Annotated in this window: 17 protein-coding genes; 5 read left to right on the forward strand and 12 right to left on the reverse strand. The window is 67.3% G+C overall.

Features of this window, described 5'->3' with window-relative positions:
* Positions 1-8: 8 nt before the first annotated feature.
* From HZI36_RS13595 to msrB, 4 genes are all read right to left on the reverse strand, one after another.
* Positions 9-596, reverse strand: coding sequence for an anthranilate synthase component II (locus HZI36_RS13595; protein ID WP_179403162.1), 588 nt, complete (start codon positions 594-596; stop codon positions 9-11).
* Between the two features lie 217 nt (positions 597-813).
* Entirely contained in the window at positions 814-1,551 is a 738-nt protein-coding gene (msrA, locus tag HZI36_RS13600) for a peptide-methionine (S)-S-oxide reductase MsrA (protein WP_179403163.1), read from the reverse strand.
* Between the two features lie 57 nt (positions 1,552-1,608).
* Entirely contained in the window at positions 1,609-3,438 is a 1,830-nt protein-coding gene (locus tag HZI36_RS13605) for a cytochrome c biogenesis protein DipZ (protein WP_179403164.1), read from the reverse strand.
* A gap of 51 nt (positions 3,439-3,489) precedes the next feature.
* Positions 3,490-4,041 (reverse strand): peptide-methionine (R)-S-oxide reductase MsrB, encoded by a 552-nt coding sequence (gene msrB, locus HZI36_RS13610; protein WP_179403165.1) that lies wholly within the window; start codon positions 4,039-4,041, stop codon positions 3,490-3,492.
* 186 nt (positions 4,042-4,227) lie between these two features.
* On the opposite strand from msrB, the gene HZI36_RS13615 reads away from it, so the two are divergent.
* Entirely contained in the window at positions 4,228-4,935 is a 708-nt protein-coding gene (locus HZI36_RS13615; protein ID WP_179403166.1) for a response regulator transcription factor, read from the forward strand.
* A gap of 1 nt (position 4,936) precedes the next feature.
* Positions 4,937-6,439: a sensor histidine kinase gene (locus tag HZI36_RS13620; protein WP_179403167.1), complete on the forward strand. Its 1,503-nt coding sequence runs from the start codon at positions 4,937-4,939 to the stop codon at positions 6,437-6,439.
* Positions 6,440-6,455: 16 nt separating this feature from the next.
* On the opposite strand, the gene trpE is transcribed toward HZI36_RS13620, so the two are convergent.
* The 3 genes from trpE to rpe all read right to left on the reverse strand — a co-directional run bounded on the left by trpE (position 6,456) and on the right by rpe (position 9,787).
* Positions 6,456-7,949, reverse strand: coding sequence for an anthranilate synthase component I (trpE, locus tag HZI36_RS13625; RefSeq protein WP_179403168.1), 1,494 nt, complete (start codon positions 7,947-7,949; stop codon positions 6,456-6,458).
* Positions 7,950-8,322: 373 nt separating this feature from the next.
* Positions 8,323-9,066 carry a phosphoglycolate phosphatase gene (locus tag HZI36_RS13630; RefSeq protein ID WP_179403169.1) on the reverse strand — a complete coding sequence of 248 codons (744 nt, stop codon included), beginning with the start codon at positions 9,064-9,066 and terminating at the stop codon, positions 8,323-8,325.
* Positions 9,067-9,082: 16 nt separating this feature from the next.
* Positions 9,083-9,787, reverse strand: coding sequence for a ribulose-phosphate 3-epimerase (gene rpe / locus HZI36_RS13635; RefSeq protein WP_179403170.1), 705 nt, complete (start codon positions 9,785-9,787; stop codon positions 9,083-9,085).
* Positions 9,788-9,952: 165 nt separating this feature from the next.
* Between rpe and apaG the strand changes: the two genes are divergently transcribed.
* Both apaG and mltA read left to right on the forward strand, forming a co-directional pair.
* Positions 9,953-10,327 carry a Co2+/Mg2+ efflux protein ApaG gene (apaG, locus tag HZI36_RS13640; protein ID WP_179403171.1) on the forward strand — a complete coding sequence of 125 codons (375 nt, stop codon included), beginning with the start codon at positions 9,953-9,955 and terminating at the stop codon, positions 10,325-10,327.
* Positions 10,328-10,405: 78 nt separating this feature from the next.
* Positions 10,406-11,638 (forward strand): murein transglycosylase A, encoded by a 1,233-nt coding sequence (mltA, locus tag HZI36_RS13645; RefSeq protein ID WP_179403182.1) that lies wholly within the window; start codon positions 10,406-10,408, stop codon positions 11,636-11,638.
* Between the two features lie 63 nt (positions 11,639-11,701).
* On the opposite strand, the gene paaK is transcribed toward mltA, so the two are convergent.
* The 4 genes from paaK to paaN form a co-directional block, all read right to left on the reverse strand.
* Positions 11,702-13,000: a phenylacetate--CoA ligase PaaK gene (gene paaK / locus HZI36_RS13650; RefSeq protein ID WP_179403172.1), complete on the reverse strand. Its 1,299-nt coding sequence runs from the start codon at positions 12,998-13,000 to the stop codon at positions 11,702-11,704.
* 59 nt (positions 13,001-13,059) lie between these two features.
* Positions 13,060-13,506 (reverse strand): hydroxyphenylacetyl-CoA thioesterase PaaI, encoded by a 447-nt coding sequence (paaI, locus tag HZI36_RS13655; protein WP_179403173.1) that lies wholly within the window; start codon positions 13,504-13,506, stop codon positions 13,060-13,062.
* A gap of 1 nt (position 13,507) precedes the next feature.
* Positions 13,508-14,299 carry a 2-(1,2-epoxy-1,2-dihydrophenyl)acetyl-CoA isomerase PaaG gene (paaG, locus tag HZI36_RS13660; protein WP_179403174.1) on the reverse strand — a complete coding sequence of 264 codons (792 nt, stop codon included), beginning with the start codon at positions 14,297-14,299 and terminating at the stop codon, positions 13,508-13,510.
* Between the two features lie 135 nt (positions 14,300-14,434).
* Positions 14,435-16,141, reverse strand: coding sequence for a phenylacetic acid degradation protein PaaN (gene paaN / locus HZI36_RS13665; protein ID WP_179403175.1), 1,707 nt, complete (start codon positions 16,139-16,141; stop codon positions 14,435-14,437).
* Between the two features lie 125 nt (positions 16,142-16,266).
* On the opposite strand from paaN, the gene HZI36_RS13670 reads away from it, so the two are divergent.
* Positions 16,267-17,043: an enoyl-CoA hydratase gene (locus tag HZI36_RS13670; RefSeq protein WP_179403176.1), complete on the forward strand. Its 777-nt coding sequence runs from the start codon at positions 16,267-16,269 to the stop codon at positions 17,041-17,043.
* Positions 17,044-17,143: 100 nt separating this feature from the next.
* Here the strand turns inward: HZI36_RS13670 and HZI36_RS26855 are convergent.
* Positions 17,144-17,495, reverse strand: a 352-nt coding sequence (locus HZI36_RS26855; RefSeq protein ID WP_218883877.1) for a hypothetical protein, incomplete at its 5' end; no start/stop codon positions are given.

The following is a 17,495-nucleotide window of genomic DNA, read 5'->3' on the forward strand; positions in this document are numbered from 1 at the left end:
CGCTCCGGTCACGCGGCATGCGCGGCCGCGCGCGCTTGTTTCAGGAAATTCTCGAGCAGCGCGTGGCCATGCTCGGACAGGATCGATTCCGGATGGAACTGCACGCCTTCGACCGGCAGCGTCTTGTGGCGCACGCCCATGATTTCGCCGTCGTCGGTCCACGCGGAGATCTCGAGGCAGTCGGGCAGCGATTCGCGCTCGATCGCGAGCGAGTGATAGCGGGTGACGTCGAAGTGCTTCGGCAGATCGGCGAACACGCCGCGGCCGTCGGTTTCGATGCGGCTCACCTTGCCGTGCATGATGGTCTTCGCGCGCACGACGCGGCCGCCGAACGCCTCGCCGATCGCCTGATGGCCGAGGCAGACGCCGAGGATCGGCTTCTTGCCCGAGAACTCGCGCAGCACGTCGAGCGTGATCCCCGCGTGCTGCGGGTTGCTCGGGCCGGGCGACAGGCAGATCGCCGCCGGGTCGAGGCGCGCGATGTCGGCCAGCGTGATCTCGTCGTTGCGGTGCGTGCGCACGTCCTCGCCCAGCTCGCCGAAGTACTGGACCAGGTTGTAGGTGAACGAATCGTAGTTGTCGATCATGAGCAGCATGGTTACCCCTAACCGTTTGATTTCAAACGGAGAATAGTCTGCGGAAATCCTGCGGATGCCCCCTTTGGATGTCCCCATTTCGAATCGCTGCCCACGGGGAAGGGCGCTATGGGGAAAAGAATAGACGAGGCGGGGCTACCGCCACCAGCGGAGGACGGGGACGAACCAGCGAAGATGGGTGGCGGCTTTCATGATGCCGGAGATTGTACCAACAACTCTACGACGCCCGCCACAGCAGCGCGTCGGTCCGATAGAGCGCCGGAAACATCCGCTTCAGCCCCACGATTTTCGGCAGGTCGTTGACGACGATATACGGCGCGTCCGGATGCAGTTCGAGATAGTTCTGGTGATAGTTCTCGGCCGGATAGAACCCGTGGAACGTTTCGACGCGCGTGACGACCGGCGCGGCAAACACGTGCGCGCGGCCGATCTGCGCAATGTACGCGCTGGCGATCGCCTGCTGCTGCTGGCTCGTCGGAAAGATCGCCGACCGGTACTGCGTGCCTTCGTCCGGCCCCTGGAAATTGAGCTCGGTCGGATTGTGCGCGACCGAAAAGAAAATCTGCAGCAGCCGTCCGTACGTGACCTGCGCGGGATCGTAGACGATCCGCACGGATTCCGCGTGTCCGGTGAGCCCCGTGCCGACCATTTCGTAATGCGCGGTCGCCGCCACGCCGCCCGCGTAGCCCGCCGTCACCTGTTTCACGCCCGCGACGTGCTCGAACACGCCCTGCATGCCCCAGAAGCATCCGCCCGCGAACACCGCGATTTCGCTGTGCAATGCGGCGGGCGTTTCGTCGAGCGTCGGCGCGGGCACGGCCGTCATGGGCTCGGCCGAGTCGGCCGCGTGCTGATAGCCGAACGCGGCGGCCGCCACCGCGGCGATCGCGACGAGACGCAAGGCGGCCGCGCACGACCGCCGCACGGGTTGATTCCGGGATGATGTCGTATTCACGGTGAACTCCTTCGCAGATGATCCGTCATGAGAAATCGATCGCGCGGCCTGCCGCGCTCAGCCGAACGTGAACGAATACGCGCGCACGTCGGGATCGAGGAACTCGATCGCGAACGTCCGATCCGTGATCGCGTCGCGCTGGCGCACGAGCTGATACAGGCGCTGCCCGGTGACCGTCCCGTAGCCTTGCGCGTCGACGTCCGCGCCGTGCGCGTCGCCCGGTGCCGCGCCGTCGAGCGTGATGCGAAAGCGCACCGGCTTGCCGTTTGCGCCCGGCCCGAGCACCAGGTGCAGGTCGCGCGCATGGAAGCGGTAGACGATCCGTCCGGTCGGCGACGCGAGCGTCGCGTCATCCGAGCCGACGTTCCACGTGCCGGCGAGCCCCCAGTCGTTGAGCGCGGGGCGCGCGGGCGCGGCGTAGCGCCGGGCCGCGTCGCGCGCTTCGCCGCCGGGCGAGGCGAAATTCTCCGCACGTGCATAGCCGACGTACGTTTCCGGCGAGCGGATGTCCGCCGCGTCGGCCGCCGCGAGCGCGCCGCGTGCGGGCGCGCCTTCGAGCCCGATCGGCACGTTCGCCGCTTCCGGATGCCCGTTCTCGGCGAGCAGCGACTGGATCACGCGCTCCGACTGCGCGTCGTCGCCCTCGCCGAAGTGGTGGTAGCGAATCCGGCCCTGCGCGTCGATGAAGTAGTGCGCGGGCCAGTACTCGTTGTCGAACGCGCGCCAGATCGCGTAGTGGTTGTCGATCGCGACCGGATAGTCGATGCCGAGATCGCGCACCGCCTTGCGCACGTTTCCGATATCGCGCTCGAACGGAAATTCGGGCGCGTGCACGCCGATCACGACGAGTCCGAGGTCGCGGTACTTGTGCGCCCACGCGCTGACGTACGGCAGCGTGCGCAGGCAGTTGATGCACGAATAGGTCCAGAAATCGACGAGCACGACCTTGCCGCGCAGCCCGGCCGCCGTCAGCGGCGGCGAGTTCAGCCATTGCACCGCGCCGTCGAGCGGCGGCAGCGCGCCTTCGACCGGCAGCGAAGCGGGCGTCGCGACGCCGGTCGCGCCCACGGCCGCGGCCGTCGGTGTTGCATGCGCGAGCGTCGCGATGCCGGTCGCGCTCGCGACCGCTGCCGTCCGTGTCGGCGTCGGCGTCGCATGCGCGGACGGCGCGAGCCGATCGACGAGCGCCGTCTCGAGCCCGCCGGTCGCGATCGACGACGCCTTGGCGAGCAGGCCGGTGTCGAGTCCGAGCGCGATCGCGGCGACGCCGGCCAGCAGCGCGACGCCGATCCCGCGCCGGATCCATTCGCCCGCGCCGAGCGAACGCTTCATCGCCGCGAACACCTTGCCGCCGATCAGCAGCGCGACCGCGAGCGACGTCGCGGCGCCCGCCGCGTAGGCGACGAGCAGCAGCGCCGTGCCGACGCTCGCGCCGTGCAGCGCGGCGCCCGTCAGCACGAGGCCGAGGATCGGCCCGGCGCACGGCGCCCACAGCAGGCCGGTCGCGATGCCGAGCACGAACGACGAACCGGGGCCGGCGGGGCGCCCGTCGCGTTGCGCGAGGCCGGTCAGCCGGTTGCCGGCCGCGACGAGCGGCCGGGTCAGATGCTCGGCGACGCGCGGCATCAGCAGCGTGAGCGCGAACACCGCGAGCAGCGCGATCGCGGCCCAGCGGCCGGCCTCGTTCGCCTGCGCGACCCAGCCGCCGCCGACGGCCGCGAGCGTCGCGACGATCGCGAACGTCAGCGCCATCCCGACGAGCAGCGGCAGGCCGGTGCGCGCGAACGGCTGGTCGGCGCGCGCGAACACGAACGGTAGCACCGGCAGGATGCACGGGCTCAGGATCGTGAGCACGCCGCCGAGATACGCGAGGACGACGAGTAGCATGGCGACATCTCCAGTCGAAATCGGTTGAATTCGGGTTGAATTCGGTCGAATTCAGGCGGCGGCCGGGTGGAACACGAGCGCGAGGCCGTTCATGCAGTACCGCAGGCCGGTCGGCTTCGGCCCGTCGTCGAACACGTGCCCGAGATGCCCGCCGCAGCGGCTGCAGTGCACTTCGGTGCGGACCATCCCGAACGACACGTCGGTTTCGGTCGCGACCGCGTGGTCGAGCGGCGCCCAGAAGCTCGGCCAGCCGGTATGGCTGTCGAACTTCGTGTCCGACGAGAAGAGCGCGAGTGCGCATCCGGCGCACGCAAAGCGGCCGTGCCGGTGTTCGTCGTTGAGCGGGCTGCTGAACGGGCGCTCGGTGCCGGCTTCGCGCAGAATCGCGTATTGCGCGGGCGTCAGCACGCGGTGCCATTCCGCGTCGGTGTGCGTGACCGCGAACGTGGTCGCGCCCGTCGCGGCGGCGCCTGGTGCTGCGGCGGAGCCAGGCGTTGCAGCGGCCGCGCGGCGCAACAGCGCGCCGCGGCCGGTCGAGCGCAGTGCGGCCAGTATCGCGAGGCCGGTCGCGCCGGCGAAAAGAAGGCGTCTGCGGGTGGTCATGATGGGCTCCGTGTTTGGGGATCCGACGAACATGCACACAGAGTAGGCACAGCGCGGTGTCGAAGTCCTCACGGAAAGTTAAATGAATTGTGAACACTCGATCCCGCGAAATTTTGCACAATGGCGAAAGGGGCGGCATCTCGCCGCCCGCTCAACCTGACGCGTGCCTGACGCGTACGATTCGCGATGGACCATCCGAAACGCATCCTGATCGTCGAGGACGATGCCGACATCGCCGACGTGCTGAGCCTGCACCTGCGCGACGAACGCTACGAGGTCGTGCATTGCGCGGACGGCGCCGACGGCTTGCGGCTGCTGGAGCAGGGCGGCTGGGACGCGCTGGTGCTCGATCTGATGCTGCCCGGCGTCGACGGTCTCGAGATCTGCCGGCGCGCGCGCGGGATGGCCCGCTACACGCCGATCATCATCACGAGCGCGCGGTCGAGCGAGGTGCACCGGATCCTCGGTCTCGAACTCGGCGCGGACGACTATCTCGCGAAGCCGTTCTCGATGCTCGAGCTCGTCGCGCGGGTGAAGGCGTTGCTGCGCCGCGTCGACGCGCTCGCGCGCGATTCGCGGATCGACGCGGGCAGCCTCGACGTCGCCGGGCTGTCGATCGATCCGATCGCGCGCGAAGCGAGCGTCGACGGCGCGCGGATCGATCTGACGCCGCGCGAATTCGACCTGCTGTATTTTTTCGCGCGACACCCGGGGAAAGTGTTTTCGCGCAACGATCTGCTGAATGCGGTGTGGGGCTATCAGCACGAGGGTTACGAGCACACGGTCAACACGCACATCAACCGGCTGCGCGCGAAGATCGAGGCCGATCCGGCGGAGCCGGTGCGCATCCTCACCGTGTGGGGGCGCGGCTACAAGCTCGCCGCGCCGGAGTGACATGAAACTGACCCTCACCCAACGGCTATCGCTCGTGTTCTCGGTGCTGTTGCTCACCTGCTCCGGCGCGTCGGCGTGGCTGCAGATCCGCGCGAACGACATGCGCGAGAAGGAAGTCGTGCAGGTGCTGTCGCGCGATCTTGCCGCGCATATCGCGAACACCACGTCGCTGACCGACGCGAACGGCCTGCGTCCGGACGCGGTGCGGCGGCTGTTCGGCCAGTTGATGGGCGTGAATCCGAGCGTCGAGGTGTATCTGCTCGACAACGAGGGCCGCATCGAGGGCGACGATGCGCCGCCCGGGCACGTGAAGCGCGACCATGTCGACCTGACGCCGGTGCGGCGCTTTCTCGCCGGCGATCCGCTGCCGATCCTCGGCGACGATCCGCGCAGCGTGGACGCGCGCAAGGTGTTCAGCGTCGCGCCGCTGCGCCTTCCCGGGCAGCCGCCGGTCGGCTACATCTACGTCGTGCTGTTGGGCGAGGCCCACGACCGCCTCGCCGCGCGCGTCGACGTGGGCACGGTGCTGCGCACGACGCTGTGGTCGATGGCGCTCGTCGCGCTGCTCGGGCTCGTGGCCGGGCTGTTCGCGTTCAGCGTGATCACGCGCCCGCTGCGCCGGTTGACCGACGCGATGCGCCGCTTCGACGCAAACGGCGAGCCCGATACGCAACCGCCGCTGCCGCATGCGCCGCCCGGCCGGCGCGGTGACGACATGATCGTGCTCGAAACCGCATTCGAGCAGATGGCCGACCGGATCGGCGATCAATGGCGCGCGCTCGCGCATCAGGATCAGCAGCGGCGCGAGCTGATCGCGAACATCTCGCACGATCTGCGCACGCCGCTGACGTCGCTGCACGGCTATCTGGAGACGCTGTCGCTGAAGGCGGCGTCGCTCGACGACACCGAACGCCGTCGCTATCTGTCGATCGCGCTCGCGCAGAGCGCGAAGGTCGGCCGGCTCGCGCAGGCGCTGTTCGAACTCGCGCGGCTCGAATCGGGCGGCGTGCAGCCGGCGCCGGAGGATTTTTCGCTGGTCGATCTCGTGCAGGACGTGCTGCAGAAATTCGAGCTGGCCGCGAAGGCGCGCGACATCGCGCTGTGCGCGCACATTCCGGCGCGCGTGCCGAACGTGTCGGCGGATCTTGGCATGATCGAGCGGGTGCTGACGAATCTGCTCGACAATGCGCTGCGGCACACGCCGGCGCACGGCACGGTCGAGATCACGCTCGAGCAGCGGGACGGGCAGGTTGCGGTGACTGTTGCCGATACCGGGAGCGGCATTCCGCCCGAGCGGCGCGATGGGTTGTTCGAGCGGCCGCAGCGGCCGCTGACCGGCGGCGGATCGTACTCGAGCGGCGGGCTCGGGTTGCTGATCGTGCATCGGATGCTGCTGCTGCATGGCAGTCGCATTCGTCTGCTCGACCGCGCCGGGCAGGGCGCGGTGTTCGAGTTCGCGCTGTCCATGGCCGGCGCGCCGCCAGCGGCGCGCCGTTCCGGCTAGCCGAACGTTTTTCCGGTCAGAAATCGCTGTCGAGGCCGTCCTGGACCTGTTCGGCCGCGCGCAGCACCGCGCGCGCCTTGTTCTCGGTTTCCTGCCATTCGGATTCGGGCACGGAATCGGCGACGATCCCGGCCGCCGCCTGCACGTACAGGTTGCCGTTGTGGATCAGGCCGGTGCGGATCGCGATCGCGAGGTCCATCTCGCCCGAGAACGACAGGTAGCCGACCGCGCCGCCATAGAGCCCGCGCTTGATCGGCTCGAGCTCGTCGATCAGCTCCATCGCGCGCACCTTCGGCGCGCCGGACAGCGTGCCCGCGGGGAACGTCGCGCGCAGCACGTCGAAGTTCGTCACGCCCGGCTTCAGCTTGCCTTCGACCGAGCTGACGATATGCTGCACGTGCGAGTACTTTTCGATCACCATCTTGTCGGTGACCTGCACCGAGCCGATCTCGGCGATGCGGCCGACGTCGTTGCGCGCGAGGTCGATCAGCATCACGTGCTCGGCGATCTCCTTCGGATCGTTGAGCAGCTCGGTCGCGAGCTCGGCGTCGCGCTCCGGCGTGTTGCCGCGCGGCCGCGTGCCGGCGAGCGGGCGGATCGTGACGATCTGGTCGTCGCCGCGCTTTTCCTGACGCACGAGAATTTCCGGCGACGCGCCGACCACGTGGAATTCGCCGAAGTTGTAGTAATACATGTACGGCGACGGATTCAGCGAACGCAGCGCGCGATACAGCGACAGCGGATTGTCGCGATACGGCTTCGTCAGGCGCTGGCCGACCTGGATCTGCATCAGTTCGCCCGCGGCGACGTACTCCTTCGCCTGACGCACCGCGGCCAGATAGTCGTCCTTCTTGAATTCGCGATAGGTTTCGGTGCGCACGCTCGCCGACGTGACGGGCGGCTGCACGGTCGCGCGCAGCCGGTGCTTCAGCTCGCGCAGCCGCTGCTTCGCCTTCGCGTACGCTTCGGGCTGGCTCGGGTCCGCGTAGATGATCAGGTAGAGCTTGCCCGCGAGGTTGTCGATCACCGCGAGCTCCTCGGTCAGCAGAAGCTGGATGTCCGGCAGGCCGAGATCGTCGGGCGGCGCGGTGTGCGCGAGCTTCTTCTCGATGTAGCGCACCGCGTCGTAGCCGAAGTAGCCGGCGAGGCCGCCGCAGAAGCGCGGCAGGCCGGGGCGCTGCGCGACCTTGAAGCGGGCCTGGAACGTGTCGATGAAGTCGAACGGATCGCCTTCGTGCGTCTCGACGACCTTGCCGTCGCGCACGACTTCGGACACGCCGTTGGAGGTCCGCAGCAGCGTGCGCGCGGGCAGGCCGATGAACGAGTAGCGGCCGAAGCGTTCGCCGCCGACGACCGATTCGAGCAGGAAGGAATTGGCGCCCGCGCGTTCGGGCTGCGCGAGCTTCAGGTAGAGGGACAGCGGCGTTTCGAGATCGGCGAGGGCCTCGGCGATCAGCGGGATGCGGTTGTAGCCTTCGTTCGCGAGCGATTGGAATTCGAGTTCAGTCATGTTCCGGTCCTGTTCGGGACGAGCGGCGGAATGCGCCGGGGATCACGTGGCGCTGCGCGTGCTGCCGTCGGCGAAGGGCGGTCGATCGTCGGTATGCCTGCCGATGGGCGTGGCCCCGGGCGTGCGTCGCCGCTTGCAGCCGCGCCCGGACAACGGGGCGGCCGATCCAAGCATCGGATGAAGCATCGAATAGAAGCGGCGATTGGCGCGCGGGTGCGCAGCGAGATAAAAAACGGCGCTGAAGACGGGCTTCAGCGTACCTCATCATTGAGGTCAGCGCGACCAGCGACGCCAGGGCCAGGCTCCCCGGTCGATGCTGCTCAGACTCCGTTTTTTATTCAGAAACATGCGGATGGAAGAAAAATCAGCGGGTTCATTGGGCGGCGTTGTGCGCGATGATTGCGCGGGCCGCAGCCAACAGCGAGCCGACTATACCATCCGAATTTATCGTTTGTATAGCCTTGCCGTGGTTGTAGCCGTACGGCACCGTCAGTGTCGCCATCCCGGCCGCGCGGCCCGCGAGCGCATCGTTCTCCGAATCGCCGATCGCGACTGCCGCGCCTGGCGCGACGCCGAGCGCGTCGCACGCGGCGAGCATCGGCAGCGGGTCGGGCTTCTTGCGCGGCACACTGTCGCCGCCGAGCACGGCGCCGAAATGATCGGCGAGCCCGTACTGGCGCAGCAGCTCGATCGCGAAGCGATGCGGCTTGTTCGTCACGCACGCGAGCTTCAGGCCCGCCGCGCGCATCGCGTCGAGGCCGGCCGCGACGTCCGGATAGAGCTGCGTGTGGCGGCCGTTGATCTTCGCGTATTCGGTCTGGTAGATCGCGAGCGCGTCGCCGAAGCGCGACTGCGCTTCACCGGCCGCGAAGCGCGGCTTCAGCACGCTCTCGATCAGATGTTCGGAGCCCTTGCCGACGTAGCCGATCACCTCGTCGCGCGACGTTTCGCGTGCGCCGAGCCGTGCGAGCATCGCGTTCAGTCCGGCCGTGAAGTCGTCGGCGGTGTCGACCATCGTGCCGTCGAGATCGATCAGCGCCGCGTCGATGCGCGGCGACGAGAAGCGGAGCGCGGCAGCCGGCGTGGGGGCGGCTGGCTCGGGCACGGTCGTCGACATGGGCGAGGTCACGGCATCACCCCTGCTGGACGGTCGCGGGGGTTGCGACGGTCGCGAGCGCGCCGCGCATGTCGTCGATCACCTTCCGGTAGTCCGGCTTGCCGAAGATCGCCGAGCCGGCGACGAACGTGTCCGCGCCGGCCGCCGCGATCTCGGCGATGTTGTCGGCCTTCACGCCGCCGTCGACCTCGAGCACGATCTCGCGGCCGGTGCGCGCGGTGTACGCGTCGATCCGCGCGCGCGCGTCGCGCAGCTTGTTCAGCGCCTCGGGGATGAACGACTGGCCGCCGAAGCCCGGGTTCACCGACATGATCAGAATGAGATCGACGCGATCCATCACATGATCGAGATAGTTGAGCGACGTTGCCGGGTTGAACACGAGGCCGGCCTTGCAGCCGTGATCGCGGATCAGCGACAGCGTGCGGTCGACGTGATCCGAGCCTTCCGGATGGAAGCTGATCAGGTTCGCGCCCGCCTTCGCGAAATCGGGCACGATCCGGTCGACGGGGCGCACCATCAGATGCACGTCGATCGGCACCTGCACGTGCGGGCGGATCGCCTCGCAGACGAGCGGGCCGATCGTCAGGTTCGGCACATAATGGTTGTCCATCACGTCGAAGTGGATCCAGTCGGCGCCGGCGGCGACGACGTTGCGGACTTCTTCGCCGAGCCGCGCGAAGTCGGCCGACAGGATGCTGGGGGCGATGCGGAACTGAGTCATGATGAGGAGCGGGGGACGCTGCGGCGCAAAACCGCCATTCTACCGCCCGGCGACCGCGCGCGCGGTTGCGGGCCGGTGCCGCATCAAGCAGAATGCCGAACCAGTGCGGCGCGTCCGCGGCCCGGCGCCGTCGGCCCGGGCCGGCTACTCACGAGCGGAATCACCATGAGTCAGTATCAATTCAGCGTTTCGGTAAAGACCAGTTATTTGCCGGAACAATCGGACCCCGAACGCCGTCAATATGCATTCGCGTACACGATTACGATCCGCAATGCCGGGCAGGTCGCCGCGCAATTGATCGCACGGCACTGGATCATCACGGACAGCGAGAGCCACGTGCAGGAAGTGAAGGGGCTCGGCGTCGTCGGCCATCAACCGCTGCTGCAGCCGGGCGAGCAGTTCGAATACACGAGCTGGGCGGTGATCGAAACGCCGGTCGGCACGATGCGCGGGGCGTACTTCTGCGTGGCCGAGGACGGCGAGCGTTTCGACGCGCCGATCGACGAGTTCGCGCTGCACATGCCGCGCACGCTGCATTGAGCGTCGCGGGTTCGTGTTCAGCGCGGTGGCCGGTCGTCGCGGGGGCGCTTCTTTTTGCCGGAGTTGGTCCAGATGACGATGAAGGCGAGCAGTGCGAGCGCGAGGAATGCTTCGAGCCCGAACGCGAGCATCGGATATTGGTCGAGAAGATCTGACATGGCGGTTTCCATCAAGAACGAACATTGTATGTGGTTTGGGTCGCGTCTGGCCGGCTGGGCGGCATCGCTCGCGGCGGCGGCGCTGTTGGCCGCGTGCGGCGGCGCGCCGGTGCGCACGTCGCTGAATCCGCCGACGGGTGCTGCGATCGTGCCGGGGCAGATCGCCGCGGCGCGGCTCTCGCCGGTCGCGTGGCAGCAGGTGCCGGGCTGGCAGGACGACGCGCTGATCGGCGCGACGATCGCGCTGCGCGAGAATTGCGCGCGGCTCGGCCGCCAGCCGGCATGGCAGCGCGCGTGCGCGGCCGCGGCGCAACTCGACGATCTCGACGTCGGCGGCGCGCGCCGGTTCTTCGAGACGTATTTCACGCCGTTCCAGTTCGCGAACAGCGACGGCACGCTCGACGGGCTCGTCACCGGTTACTACGAGCCGCTGCTGCATGGCTCGAGGGTGCGGCGCGGGCCTTATCAATATGCGCTATACCGCTGGCCGTCCGGCTATCGCGCCGGCGCGCCGCTGCCGCCGCGCGCGCAGCTCGAGCGCGCGGGGATCCTGAACGGCAACGAGCTCGTGTGGGTCGACGATCCGATCGAGGCGTTCTTCCTGCAGGTGCAGGGCTCGGGGCGGGTCGTGCTCGACGACGGCTCGGTGATGCGCGTCGGGTTCGGCGGCACGAACAATCAGCCGTACCGGTCGATCGGCAAATGGCTGCTCGATCGCGGCGAATTGACGCCGGCGCAGGCGACGATGCAGGGGATCAAGGCGTGGGCGCGCGCGAACCCGACACGCGTCGACGCGCTGCTCGACACGAATCCGCGTTTCGTGTTCTTCCGGGACATGCCCGCGAAGGAGGAGGGGATGCCGGGCGGCGGCGCGGACGGCCCGATCGGCGCGCTTGGCGTGCCGCTGACGCCCGAGCGGTCGATCGCGGTGGATCCGTCGTCGATTCCGCTCGGCACGCCGGTTTTCCTGCAGACGACGCGCCCGCTCACGAACACGCCGATGAATCGCCTCGTGTTTGCGCAGGACACGGGCACGGCGATCAAGGGCGGTGTGCGGGCCGACTATTTCTGGGGGCTCGGGGACGACGCCGGCGACCAGGCGGGCCGGATGAAGCAGGTCGGCCGGATGTGGCTGCTGTTTCCGAATTCGTGATGCATGGCTGACAGAGAGAAGCCCGGCCGGTGATGATACCGGCCGGGCTTCTTGGTTTTGGGGTCAGCCCTTGCGCTTGTCGATCACGCGGCGCGCCTTGCCGACCGAGCGCTCGATGCCGTTGACGGGCAGCACGCAGACGGCCGCCGTCACGCCGATCAGCGCCTTGATGTCGTACGCGAGCGCTTTCTGCGCGGCCTCGAGCGCCGCGGTGTCGAATTCGGCGTCGGGGCACGGCTCGACGTTGAGCGTGAGGACGTCGAGCGGCCCTTCCTTCGTCAGCACGATCTGATAGTGCGGCGCGAGCGCGTGCTGCTTGAGCAGTTGCTCTTCGATCTGCGTCGGGAACACGTTCACGCCTCGCACGATCAGCATGTCGTCCGAGCGGCCGGTGATCTTCTCCATCCGCCGCATCGTGCGCGCGGTGCCGGGCAGGAGCCGCGTCAGGTCGCGTGTCCGGTAGCGGACGATCGGCAGCGCCTCCTTCGTCAGCGACGTGAATACGAGCTCGCCGAGTTCGCCGTCGGGAAGCACTTCGCCGGTGTCGGGGTCGATGATTTCGGGATAGAAATGGTCTTCCCAGATCGTCGGGCCGTCCTTCGTCTCGACGCATTCGGACGCGACGCCCGGGCCCATCACTTCGGACAGCCCGTAGATGTCGACCGCGTCGATGCCCATCCGCTGTTCGATCGCGGCTCGCATGTCGTTGGTCCAGGGCTCCGCGCCGAAGATGCCGATGCGCAGCGAGCAGCCGGCGGGATCGAGGCCTTGCCGCTCGAATTCGTCGGCGATCGACAGCATGTAGCTTGGCGTCACCATGATGATGTCCGGGCGGAAGTCCTGAATCAGCTGGACCTGCTTCTCGGTCTGGCCGCCGCCGAACGGGATCACGGTCAGCCCGGCGCGTTCCGCGCCGTAGTGCGCGCCGAGCCCGCCGGTGAAGAGCCCGTAGCCGTAGCTGATGTGCACCTTGTCGCCGGCGCGCGCGCCGGCCGCCCGGACCGAGCGCGCGACGAGGTTGGCCCAGGTGTCGATGTCGCGCGCGGTATAGCCGACGACGGTCGGCTTGCCGGTCGTGCCCGACGACGCATGAATACGTGAAATTCGCTCCTGCGGCACCGCGAACATGCCGAACGGATAGTTGTCGCGCAGGTCGCTCTTCGTCGTGAACGGGAAGCGCGACAGGTCCGCGAGCGTTTTCAGGTCGCCGGGATGCACGCCCGCCTCGTCGAACTTGCGGCGATAGACCGGCGAATGCTCGTACGCGTGCGCGAGCGACCATTTGAGACGCTCGAGTTGCAGCGCGGCCAGTTCGTCGCGGCTGGCTGTCTCGATCGGTTCGAGCGGTAACGGGGTAGTCATGCGTGTCTCCTGTTTTGTGTCCAAGTCGGGGGCGGCCGGTTTCTGCCGGTGTCTGCCGTTTATTCCGGAATCACCGTGCCCTTGATCCGGGCGGATTTGCCGCGAAACATCGCGACCGTCTCGCCTGCCTGATTCGTGACGCGGATGTCGTAGATGCCTTGCCGGCCGACGAGCGTCTGCTCGACGGCTTCGGCGGTGAGCACGTCGTCGCCCTGAACCGGGCGAAGGTATTCGATCGAGCAGCCCGCGGCGACCGTGCTCGCGTTGTACGAGTTGCACGCGAACGCGAAGGTCGAGTCGGCGAGCGTGAAGATGAGTCCACCGTGGCAGATCTGGTGTCCGTTCAGGAAGTCGGGGCGCACCGGCATGCGCAGGCGCGCATAGCCAGGGCGGACCTCGAGGAGTTCCATGCCGAGCGAGCGGCTGCACGCGTCGGCTTCGTACATTGCGTGCGCGGTAGCTCGCGCGAGCGCGTCGGGATTCAGGGGGGCGTTGGCGTGGGACATGTCAACGTCCTTCGAAGCGCGGCGCGCGCTTCTCGATGAAGGCCCGGACGCCTTCCGCGTAGTCGTGCGATTGCCCCATCTTGCGCTGCAGGTCGCGCTCGAGGTCGAGTTGCTGATCGAGCGTCTGCGTGAAGCCTTCGCGCATCGCGTGCTTGATCGCGGCGATCGCGAGCGTCGGCTGCTGGGCGAGCTGGGCGGCGAGTTGCCGGGCCGTCGACATCAGCGCATCGTCGTCGATCGCGCGCCAGATCAGGCCCCATTGCTCGGCCTGCTCGGCGCCGAGCTTGTCGCCGGTCAGCGCGAGGCCGAGCGCGCGGGCCATGCCGACGCGCTGCGGCAGGAACCACGTGCCGCCCGAATCGGGCACGAGGCCGATCTTCACGAACGCCTGGATGAAACTGCTCGAGCGGGCGGCCAGCACGAGGTCGCAGGCGAACGCGAGATTCGCGCCCGCGCCCGCGGCGGTGCCGTTGACGGCCGCGATCACCGGCATCGGCAACTGCTGCAGGCGCCGGATCAGCGGGTTGAAGTGCTCGTCGATCAGCGTGCCGAGATCGGTGGACGCACCGGGCGTGAAATCCAGATCGGCGAGATCCTGGCCGGCACAGAAGCCGCGCCCGGCGCCCGTCAGAATCAGCGCACGCACACCGGCGGCTTCGACCGCGTCGAGCGCCGATTGAAGCTCGCGATGCATCGCCCGCGTGAAGCTGTTCAGCTTGTCCGGGCGGCTGAGGGTGAGCGTCGCCACGCGGGCGGTTTGATCAATGTCGAGCTGGATGGCTTGATAGGACATTCTTGACTCCTCGATGACTCCGTTTTCGGGTCCGCGGTGCGGTCGGTCCGGCGCGCTTGCCTTCGGACGCGACGCACTGCGGCGGATTCGTTCATGTTAGAGGGCTGCCGAAGAATTGCACTTCGGCTGAATGGGTTATGCCGTCTGGCCGACTTCCGCGAGCGCCGGCTTCGGCGCAACATGAACCCGACTCTGCACCACGCGGAACCGGTTGGCGACGAATGCGGCGTCTGCGAGCGCCGCGTTGGCCGCGGGGTTCGCGCCGGTGCCGTGGAAATCCGAGAACGCGGCGGACTGATTGACGAACACGCCGCCCGTCAGATTGATCGACAGCGCGACGCCGCCGCGTACGGCCGCTTCGTGGGCGGCGTCGAGCACCGCGTCGTCCGTGCTGTAGACCGAGAGCGTGAGCGCGCCGTGCTCGGCGGCGATGCCGCCGGCGAGATCGAGCGACTGGGCGGTCGAATCGGTGGCGATCACGAACGAGATCGGGCCGAACCACTCCTGCGTGAATTTCGCGCGGTCGGCCACGTCGAGTTGAAGCACGAGCGGCGTCCGGACGCGGGCGTCGGGGAACGTCGGATGCTGCAGCGTCTGACTGTCGGCCAGCACGCGGCCGAGCTTGCGCGCATCGTCGATCCGCGCGGCGACGCCGTCGTTCTGGATCGCGCCGATCAGCTCGACCGAGCGTGCCGGGTCGCCGGTGAGTTTCCGAACCGCGTCCGCGATCACGTGCGCGACGTCGTCGAAGCTCGCATGCCCGTCGGCGGTCCGGATGCCGGTGCGCGGCACATAGATGTTTTGCGGAGCCGTGCACATCTGGCCCGAATACAGGGACAACGAGAACGCGATGTTCTTCGCCGCCGCCTTCAGGTCGTCGGTCGAGTCGATCACGATCTGGTTGACGCCGGCCTTCTCGGTATAGACCTGCGCCTGATGGGCGTTGCGCTCGAGCCAGGTGCCGTTGGGCGTGCTGCCGGTGAAGTCGATCAGCTTGATTTCGGGGCGAAGCGCGAGCGCCTGCACGAGGGCGCCGTCGTTCGGTTCGGTGGCGAGCAGCGTCACGACGTTCGGGTCGAAGCCTGCGTCGCGCAGCACGTCGCGTGCGATTCGCACGGTGATCGCTAGCGGCAGGATCGCGCCCGGATGGGGCTTGACGATCACGGTGTTGCCCGTGGCGAGATCGGCGAAGAGGCCCGGGTAGCCGTTCCAGGTCGGGAACGTGCAGCAGCCGAGCACGAGCCCGGTGCCGCGCGGGACGATCGTGTAGCGCTTGTGCATCGCGAGCGGCGGATTCTTGCCTTGCGGCTTTTCCCAGTGCGCGTCGCTCGGGATGCGGCGCAGCGCGTCCCACGCATAGGTGACGGCTTCGAGCGCGCGATCCTGCGCATGCGGCCCACCGGCCTGGAACGCCATCATGAAGGCCTGCCCGGTGGTGTGCATCACGCTGTGGGCGATTTCGAAGCTCGCGCGGTTCAGGCGGGCCAGGATTTCGAGGCTCACGCCGACCCATGCCGACGGCCCGGCCTCGCGCCAGCTGCGCTGGGCGGCTGCGGCCGCGGCGATCAGCGCGTCGGGCGTCGATTTCGGGTAGCGAACACCGAGCCCGAGGCCGTACGGAGACCGCTCGGCGCCGACCGTCTCGCCGGACGCAGGCTGGTCGAGCGCGAACGTCTTATCGAGGTGCGATTTGAATGCGGCTTCGCCGTCGGCGCTGGCGCTTTCCCCGTACACTTTGGGGCTCGGCATTTCGGCGAACGGGCTCCAGTAGTCGCGGCTCTCGATGGCGGCGAGGGCGTGCTGCAGCGTGGCTTCGTGCTTCGTGAACAGAGGATGGGGCATGACGGCGGCCTGATGAGCGTTGAAGAAGATCGGATTAATTAACCGACCGGTTGGTCGGAGAATGGTAGCATCAAACAATTCGCATGTGCGAAGCGTTTCGTATTTCTTTGATCGAGGAGGAGCAGATGACTTACGAGAACATCCTGGTGGAGACCCGCGGCCGCGTCGGCCTCGTGACGCTGAACCGGCCGAAGGCGCTCAACGCGCTGAACGACGCGCTGATGGATGAGCTGGGCGCTGCGCTGAAAGCATTCGATGCGGACGAAGGTATCGGCGCGATCGTGCTGACGGGCAGCGAAAAGGCGTTCGCGGCGGGGGCCGACATCGCGATGATGGCGGGCTACTCGTACATGGATGCGTTCATGGGTGACTACATCACGCGCAACTGGGAGGTGATCCGCCGGATCCGCAAGCCGGTCATCGCGGCGGTCGCGGGTTTTGCGCTCGGCGGCGGCTGTGAGCTGGCGATGATGTGCGACATCATTTTCGCGGCGGACACGGCGAAGTTCGGCCAACCGGAGATCAAGCTGGGCGTGATACCGGGGGCGGGCGGAACGCAGCGCCTGGCGCGCGCGGTATCGAAGGCGAAGGCCATGGACATGTGTCTGACCGCGCGCTTCATGGGTGCGGAGGAAGCGGAACGCGCCGGGCTGGTTTCGCGCGTGCTGCCGGCCGACAAGCTACTCGACGAAGCGCTTGCCGCCGCGACGACGATTGCCGAGTTCTCGTTGCCGGCGGTCATGATGGCGAAGGAGGCGGTCAATCGTGCATACGAAACGACGCTGGCCGAGGGCGTTCAATTCGAGCGCAGGTTGTTCCACTCGCTGTTTGCGACCGAAGATCAGAAGGAGGGGATGGCGGCGTTCGTCGAAAAGCGGAAGCCGGTATTCAAGCATCGTTGAGTCGATGCAAATAATGCTTGCGCATCTTCGGATGCCTGCTTAGAATCACGCCTCTTTCGCGCTACGGCGAACGCGGTGCGAAAGAGGGAAGTGGAAGTGATCAGGCAGTCAGCGACGGGAAGTTAAAAAAGTTGTTGACGAGTTGCAGAAAACTGATCATAATCTCGCTTCTCTGCTGCTGATAACGCAGCGCTGCCGAGAAGGGCGAAACGAAGCGAGTTTCGCGGTTCTTGACAGATATGCTCTTTAACAATGAACAGCCGATAAGTGTGGGCGCTTGATGGCGTCGAGACCTGAGCCGCGGGTAACCGCGGAGCAGGTAAGCGAAAGTATCAAGAGTCTCACACAAAAGTAAGTCAGGTTTATGAAGCAATTCATATGACCTGTCAGCTTTGAGTGAGCGACCGGTTCGAGAGAACCGAAAACAGTAACAGGGTTTGAACTGAAGAGTT

This window comes from Burkholderia guangdongensis (genome assembly GCF_013403875.1).
In the GTDB taxonomy this organism is placed as follows: Bacteria; Pseudomonadota; Gammaproteobacteria; order Burkholderiales; family Burkholderiaceae; genus Burkholderia; species Burkholderia guangdongensis.